This is a genomic window from Streptomyces sp. SID10853 (genome assembly GCF_010548145.1).
In the GTDB taxonomy this organism is placed as follows: Bacteria; Actinomycetota; Actinomycetes; order Streptomycetales; family Streptomycetaceae; genus Streptomyces.
In genome coordinates this window covers 1-6,713 of record NZ_JAAGLN010000310.1, presented here as the reverse complement: position 1 = coordinate 6,713, position 6,713 = coordinate 1, and the positions used below count along the sequence as shown (strand labels likewise).

5 protein-coding genes and 1 pseudogene are annotated in these 6,713 nt (G+C 72.7%); 2 read left to right on the top strand and 4 right to left on the bottom strand.

Annotation, left to right across the window (positions count from 1 at the left end; genetic code table 11):
* The 3 genes from G3I19_RS33135 to G3I19_RS33125 all read right to left on the bottom strand — a co-directional run.
* Positions 1-242: FGGY family carbohydrate kinase (locus G3I19_RS33135; protein ID WP_275402797.1), on the bottom strand; the 242-nt coding region annotated here is incomplete at its 3' end.
* Between the two features lie 145 nt (positions 243-387).
* The gene (locus tag G3I19_RS33130; RefSeq protein WP_164267416.1) at positions 388-1,665 is read right to left on the bottom strand and encodes an SWF or SNF family helicase; all 1,278 of its coding nucleotides are present in this window, start codon (positions 1,663-1,665) and stop codon (positions 388-390) included.
* Positions 1,662-4,562 (bottom strand): DEAD/DEAH box helicase, encoded by a 2,901-nt coding sequence (locus tag G3I19_RS33125; protein WP_164267415.1) that lies wholly within the window; start codon positions 4,560-4,562, stop codon positions 1,662-1,664. The genes G3I19_RS33130 and G3I19_RS33125 overlap by 4 nt, the downstream gene beginning before the upstream one ends.
* A 248-nt stretch (positions 4,563-4,810) precedes the next feature.
* Here G3I19_RS33125 and G3I19_RS33120 point away from each other — a divergent pair, with 248 nt between their 5' ends.
* A complete protein-coding gene (locus tag G3I19_RS33120; RefSeq protein ID WP_164267414.1) occupies positions 4,811-5,872 on the top strand; it encodes an acyl-CoA desaturase in 1,062 nt (353 codons plus the stop codon).
* A gap of 77 nt (positions 5,873-5,949) precedes the next feature.
* Positions 5,950-6,132 (top strand): hypothetical protein, encoded by a 183-nt coding sequence (locus tag G3I19_RS33115; protein WP_164267413.1) that lies wholly within the window; start codon positions 5,950-5,952, stop codon positions 6,130-6,132.
* A gap of 153 nt (positions 6,133-6,285) precedes the next feature.
* Here G3I19_RS33115 and G3I19_RS37845 read toward each other — a convergent pair.
* Positions 6,286-6,713, bottom strand: a pseudogene (locus tag G3I19_RS37845) (hypothetical protein); the annotation flags it as partial.

The following is a 6,713-nucleotide window of genomic DNA, read 5'->3' as shown; positions in this document are numbered from 1 at the left end:
TGGCCGCCGACCGAGATGGCGGCGGCGCGGCCCGCGGCGGGCCCGCACTGCTGGAGCGCGTCGGTGAGGGCCAGCCACCACTGCTCGGGGTCGCTCTCGCGGGCGCCGTCGCTGCCGGTGACCGTGTGCGGGGCCTGGCCGTGCGCGACGACATCGCCGGTCGCGGAGTCGACGACCAGCGCCTTGGTCGACTGGGTGGAGGAGTCCACTCCGATGACCAGAGGGCCTTCGGGTGCTGTCATCGGTCTGCTCCGCTCTGAGGGCCGGGCGCCGGGCGGCTTTCCGGCGGCGCCCTGGATACTAATTTGTCAGGCACCATGACGAAACAGGTAGTGGGACGGCGCCTTCCGCCGGAACGGGAGACGCCGTCGTCTGCGGGCTGCCTGGTCACTCGCCGTCGGTCACCGTCGCCAGCGCGGCCGCCGGATCCGGATCGGCGGGCCCGGCGGGGACCCAGCGGCCCCCCTCCTCGCGGTAGGGCCACCAGCGGCCGTCGCGCCCGTACCGCAGCTGGGCTCCCGCACCCACCACGGTCCAGCGGTCGCCCGCCGTATCGAACCGCGGACCGGCCCCACGCTCCCACGCCCGGTCGAGCTGGGCGTGTGCCCGCGCCAGCTCATCCGGGCCCGGCGTCCACCGTTCCTCCAGTACGGACAGCGCCGCGGCGCCGCCGCAGCGCCAGGCCCGGACAGCGAGGTCGAGTTCGGCACGCGTCCGGCCCGAGCCCGCGGCGAGACGCTCCGATATACGCACGTCCGTGGCCGATGCGGCCAGCCGTACGGCGTCCTGCTCCGGCGTCAACCCCGCCTCCAGCGGGCTGTGTTCATGGTCCGTGGCGAGCGCTTCGGCCAGCAGCGCCGCCGCCCTGCGGGCCGCGTCGGCGGCGAGGAACTCCAGTGCGCCGGGGTCCAGACCCGGCGCGGGACCGGCCTCCGTGTCGAGGGAGGGTGGCCGACCCGGTACGTCCGGGAGCGGCGGCGGCGCGGGCAGCGGCGGCAGTGTGCCCACGGCAGCGAACGCCTCGTCGGCCCGTACGCCCCCGGGCTCACGGCCCTCTCCGTGCGCCCCGGCGCTCTCCTGCCCGGCCGCCTGACCCGCGCTGCGCCGCTGCAACTCGTCCAGCAACTCCCGCTCGCCCCGCCCGCGCATCAGCAGCAGCACGAACGGGTCCTCGTCGAGGAGACGGGCCACCTGGTAGCAGAGCGCGGCCGTGTGCGGGCAGTGGTCCCAGGCGTCGCAGGAGCACTCCGGCTCCAGATCACCCGGCCCCGGCAGCAGATCCAGTCCGGCGGCAGCCGCGTCCTCCACCAGATGCGGTGGCATCTCCCGGTCGAGCAGCGCCGCGATGTGACCCGCGCTCTCGACCGCCATGCCGAGGAACCGGTCCCACTCCTGGTCACTCAGCTGCTGCAGCAGGACATCACCCCGGTACCGCGAGGAGTCGGGGTCCTGCACGACGGCGGTGATCCGGCCCGGCCGCACCGACACCGCGCCGACGGCGCCCTGACGGGCGTACCGGCGGCCCTTCTTGAGCTGCTGCCCGTCGAGAGCCGTGTCCTCCAGCGCCTTGAGCCAGGCGCGGCCCCACCAGGTGCCGGCGAAAGCGCGGCCCGCGGCCGGTGCCAGGGCCGCGAAGGTGCGCTCCGGCGTATCGGTACCGCTCATCGTCCACTCCCTCGCAGTTCCACCAGATCCGCCAGTTCGGCGTCGGTCATCCCGGTGAGCGCGGCCTCGCCCGCGCCGAGCACCGCGTCGGCCAGTTCGCGTTTGCGGTCGAGCATCTCGGCGATCCGGTCCTCGATGGTCCCCTCGGCGATCAGCCGGTGCACCTGGACCGGCTGGGTCTGGCCGATGCGGTACGCGCGGTCGGTGGCCTGGGCCTCGACGGCCGGGTTCCACCAGCGGTCGAAGTGCACCACATGTCCGGCCCTGGTGAGGTTGAGGCCGGTGCCGGCGGCCTTCAACGACAGCAGGAAGACCGGCACTTCACCGGCCTGGAACCGGTCCACCATCTCCTGGCGCCGGGCGACCGGCGTCCCGCCGTGCAACAGCAGGGTGGACACTCCGCGGGCCGCCAGATGCTGCTCGATGAGCCGGGCCATCTGCACGTACTGGGTGAAGACGAGCACGCCCGCACCCTCGGCCAGGATCGTGTCGAGCAGTTCGTCCAGCAGCTCCACCTTCCCCGAGCGCCCCTCGATGAGGGGCTGTTCCTCCTTGAGGTACTGCGCGGGGTGGTTGCAGATCTGCTTCAGCGCCGTGAGCAGTCTGACCACGAGACCACGGCGGGTGATCCCGTCGGCGGAGGCGATCTCCGCGAGTGTCTCCCGCACCACGGCCTCGTACAGACCGGTCTGCTCCCTGGTGAGCGCCACCGCACGGTCGGTCTCCGTCTTCGGCGGCAGCTCGGGCGCGATGCCCGGGTCGGACTTGCGCCTGCGCAGCAGGAACGGCGCGACCAGCCGGGAGAGCCGCTCGGCGGCTGCCGGGTCCTTTCCGCCCTCGACAGCCTGGGCGTAGCGCGTCCGGAAGCCGCCCAGCCGGCCCAGCAGCCCGGGTGTGGTCCAGTCGAGGATCGCCCACAGCTCGGACAGGTTGTTCTCCACCGGGGTGCCGGTGAGCGCGACCCGGGCGCGGGTGCTGATGGTCCGCAGCTGCCGTGCGGTGGCGGAGTACGGATTCTTCACGTGCTGTGCCTCGTCGGCGACGACCAGCCCCCACGGGGCTCCGGCCAGCCGCCCGGCGTCCAGCCGCATGGTGCCGTAGGTGGTGAGGACGAACTCCCCGTCGGCCAGGTGCTCCAGGCTCCGCGCCGCCCCGTGGAAGCGGCGTACGGGGGTGCCGGGCGCGAACTTCTCGATCTCGCGCTGCCAGTTGCCCATCAGGGAGGCCGGGCAGACCACCAGGGTGGGGCCCGCCGACTCCTTCTCGCTCTGCCGGTGCAGATGCAGGGCGATGAGAGTGATGGTCTTGCCGAGTCCCATGTCGTCGGCGAGGCAGCCGCCGAGCCCGAGCGAGGTCATCCGGTGCAGCCAGTTCAGCCCGCGCAACTGGTAGTCGCGCAGGGCCGCTTCGAGTCCGGCCGGCTGCCCGATCGTCTGCTGCCCGGTGCCCTCCGGGTCACCGAGGTGGTCGCGCAGGCGCGCCAGCGGGCCGGTCGCGGTGACCTCCACCTGCCGCCCGGCCATCTCCGCGGTGCCGGTGAGCGCCGCTCCCAGCGCCTCGATCCTGGCCATCGCGCGCCCCGGCGCGTCGCGGGTCTCGCGGGCGCGCCGGATCTCCTCCGGGTCGACGAGCACCCACCGGTCGCGGAGCCGCACAGCCGGTCTGCTCGCCTCGGCGAGCTGGTCGATCTCGGCGCGGCTCAGCTGCTGATCGCCCAGCGTGAAGCGCCAGTTGAAGGCCAGCAGGGTGTCGGCCGACAGCACGGACGGCAGGTCCGAAGCGGGCTTCTCGGCCGCATGTGCGGAGCCGGCTGAACCGGCGGCCTCGCTCGCGGCTCCCGGGCCGTCGTCGTCCGCGCCGATGACGGCCCGCGCCGTCAACGTACGGGAGAACTCCCGCGGCCAGTGGACCCGTACCCCTCCGGCGGACAGCGCCCGCGACGCTTCGCCGAGCAGTTCGGCGACCTCATCGTCGGCCAGTTCGACCGCGTCGGGGACGGCGGCCGACAGCAGGGGTGCGAGCGGCGCCCAGGCGCGGGCAGCCCTGCGCAGGGCGAGCAGGGCGTCCAGCCGCGCCCGCGGCCCGAAGCCGGGTGCCGAGCCCGACCAGACGTCCGCGGCGTCAGCGGTGAGGGACGGGTCGCTGACCCCGTGCATCTGCAGGACGGCCCGGAAGGCCGGCCCGTCCGCCGTGTCCGCTGCGGACAGCCCTGACACCTCCACCCGCAGGGAGATGCGGACACCGGCGTCCTGACCTGCCGCTACATCGGCGGCCCAGCTGTGCTGTCCGGGCAGTTCCATGGGTTCGGCGGCGGCGAACGCGGGACCACCCGCAGCGAAGGCCGCGGCGGGCGTCCGCGGCAGGCCGTCCGCCACGGCGTCCAGGAACGCGCGTACCAACTCGCCCTGCGCGGGCAGCTGTACGGGGTCCGCCGCCGGGTCCAGGGGCACGGCGTGCGCGGTGGGCGGCATGGACGCTGCGAGCTCCTGTACGCGTGCCAGGTCGGCGGCGTCGAGCGGTCCTGCCCGCCACGCCTCGTGGCCCGCGGGGCTGATACCCGGCAGCAGCCGCCCGCGGGCGGCGAGTTGGAGAGCGAGCAACGCTGCCGCCCCCCAGAAAGTGACAGCCGCTGACGCGTGTGCGGCGCCCCGGCCACGGCTCAGGACGGGCAGGGCTTCCTGTACGGTCAGCACAGTCGCCTGTACGGAGTGCGGGCGTGTGTCGCCGCCGACGACGAGCAGCTCCTCGATGGAGCCGGGGCTCGTGGGCGGCTCGCTGCCATCGGGGTGCCAGAAGGCGACCCTTCCGGTACGTGCCGGATCCGCAGGCAGAAAGACCGCGGAGCAGCGGGAGAGTCGGGCGATCTCGGAGAGCGTTGCCGTGGGGAGTCCTTGCACAGCGATAGCGCATTCCTCAAATTTGACTACTGTGGGCCGGGATCGCCGAGGGTACCTCATCAGAGGACCGCCGGTGACGCCGTCACTGTGCGGCTCGGCCTGCTGCGGCGCACGGTGGAGGTAGCACCACCTCTCCGGCAGGGGGCTGCCCCCCTGCCCGGGCCGGGTGGTGGCGCCATGGCCCCCCGCAGTCCCGAAACCATACGTTTCATGAGGTCAGCGCATGGGCCAACAGACCGGAGACCGATATGCCACAGACCGCCTCACTGCTCGTGGAACCCGAGCAGAAGACGGGCAGCGACTTTGCCCCCCTCCTGAGGGCGGTGAAGGCACACGGGCTCCTGGAGCGGCGCCCCGGCTGGTACATCCTCAGCGCGAGCACCAACCTGCTGGCTCTCGCCGCGACGATCGCCGGCATGGTCCTGGTCGGTGACTCCTGGTGGACCCTCCTGCTGGCACTCCCGCTGGCCGTCCTCTGGTCGCGCACCGCCTTCTTCGGACACGACGCCGGGCACGCGCAGATATCCGGTGACCGCAGGGTCAGCCGGGCCGTCGGCTTCTTCCACAGCAACCTGCTGCTCGGTATGAGCTACGGCTGGTGGAACGACAAGCACAACCGTCACCACGCCAACCCCAACCACGTCGAAAAGGACCCCGATGTGGGTGTCGGCGTCATGGTCTGGACCCAGAAGCAGGCCGCCGAACGGGAGGGGCTGTCCCGCTGGCTCACCCGCAACCAGGCGCGGCTCTTCTTCCCCCTGCTGCTGCTCGAGGGCATCGCCCTGAAGATCTACGGCTTCCGTACCGTGCTGTCGCGCGAGGAGCACGACGGGTGCCGTCAGCCGGGCCGCGAGCGCACCGTCGAGGGCCTGCTGCTCCTGCTGCACCTGGCCGGATACGCCGCACTCCTGCTGACGGTCATGTCCCCGGGCAAGGCCCTCGTCTTCGCCCTGGTGCATCACGCGCTGTTCGGACTGCACCTCGGAATGACCTTCGCGCCGAACCACAAGGGCATGGAGATGCCCGACTCCGACGGTGAGCGCTGGGGGCATCTGCAGCGCCAGGTGCTGACCTCGCGCAACGTACGCGGCGGAGTGCTCACCGACTGGTTCCTCGGTGGTCTGAACTACCAGATCGAGCACCACCTCTTCCCGAGCATGCCCAGGCCCCACCTGCGGCGCGCCCAGCCGCTGGTGCGCGAGCACTGCGAGTCGCTGGGGATGCCGTACGCCCAGACGTCCCTGATCGACTCGTACCGCCAGGCGCTGGCGCATATGCACGAGGTCGGGGAGCCGCTGCGCGCGTCGTAGCGGAACGGAGCGGAACCGCGGGGCCCGCCCGTGCGTTCCACAGACAGAGAGCGGCATCAGCCGCTGAGGAGGCGTTGATGTCCAAGCCCGCAATGATCGCCGTCGGCGGCGTGGTCGCCGGCATCATCCTGATGATGCTGATCGGATTCCTTCCGGGACTGCTGGTCCTGATCGGTGTGCCCGTCGTGGCGTATCTGCTGCTCGACCCCAGTCAGCGCAGGAGGCTGCGGAGGATCACTCGTAAGGAGATCGGCCGCTGAGCCGGGCCCCCGGCCCGGGCCTCTGACCCGGCCCCCTGCCCCAGGCCCCCGGGCGGGTGTGCACCGCATCCGCGCGGAGGACGGACATGTACGGCCTGCTGTGTCCTGCCACAGAGGCTGATGCGCGGAGCCTGAGGCGGGGGACCGGGTCCGTCAGGCCGGGCGAACCGCCAGTTTCTCCAGGGCCTCCAGCAGTGCGGGCAGGGACGGGCCCCGGCCGATCGGCACCACATCACCCGGCTGGTCGTCGAGGAGTACGAAGGCCATGTCATCGGTCCTGGCGACCAGCGACCAGCCCGGGCCGTCCGCCCGCAGCGTACGGGCGCCGTCCGGCGCGAAGGCCGACCGTATGCGCCCGAGCGGTGGCGGTGCGTCGAGGTAGCCCCGCAGCTCGTCGATGACCCGCCGGGCAGGGCCGGGCCTGCCCGTCCCGGACCCGGCGGGCTCCCGGGGACCGGCGGGTCCGCTGCCCCTGCGAGTCTCTCCGGTCTCCTCGGGTGCTGCCGGTTCGCCGGATTCCTGGGGGGCGACGGGCACGAAGTTCTCGTCGTCACCGATCTGCTCGCGCCACTGCGCCCACT

Excerpts from the sequence above, each read along its gene's own strand:
- G3I19_RS33130 (WP_164267416.1), bottom strand. The coding sequence starts at position 1,665 with ATGAGCGGTACCGATACGCCGGAGCGCACCTTCGCGGCCCTGGCACCG.
- G3I19_RS33120 (WP_164267414.1), top strand. The coding sequence starts at position 4,811 with ATGCCACAGACCGCCTCACTGCTCGTGGAACCCGAGCAGAAGACGGGC.
- G3I19_RS33115 (WP_164267413.1), top strand. The coding sequence starts at position 5,950 with ATGTCCAAGCCCGCAATGATCGCCGTCGGCGGCGTGGTCGCCGGCATC.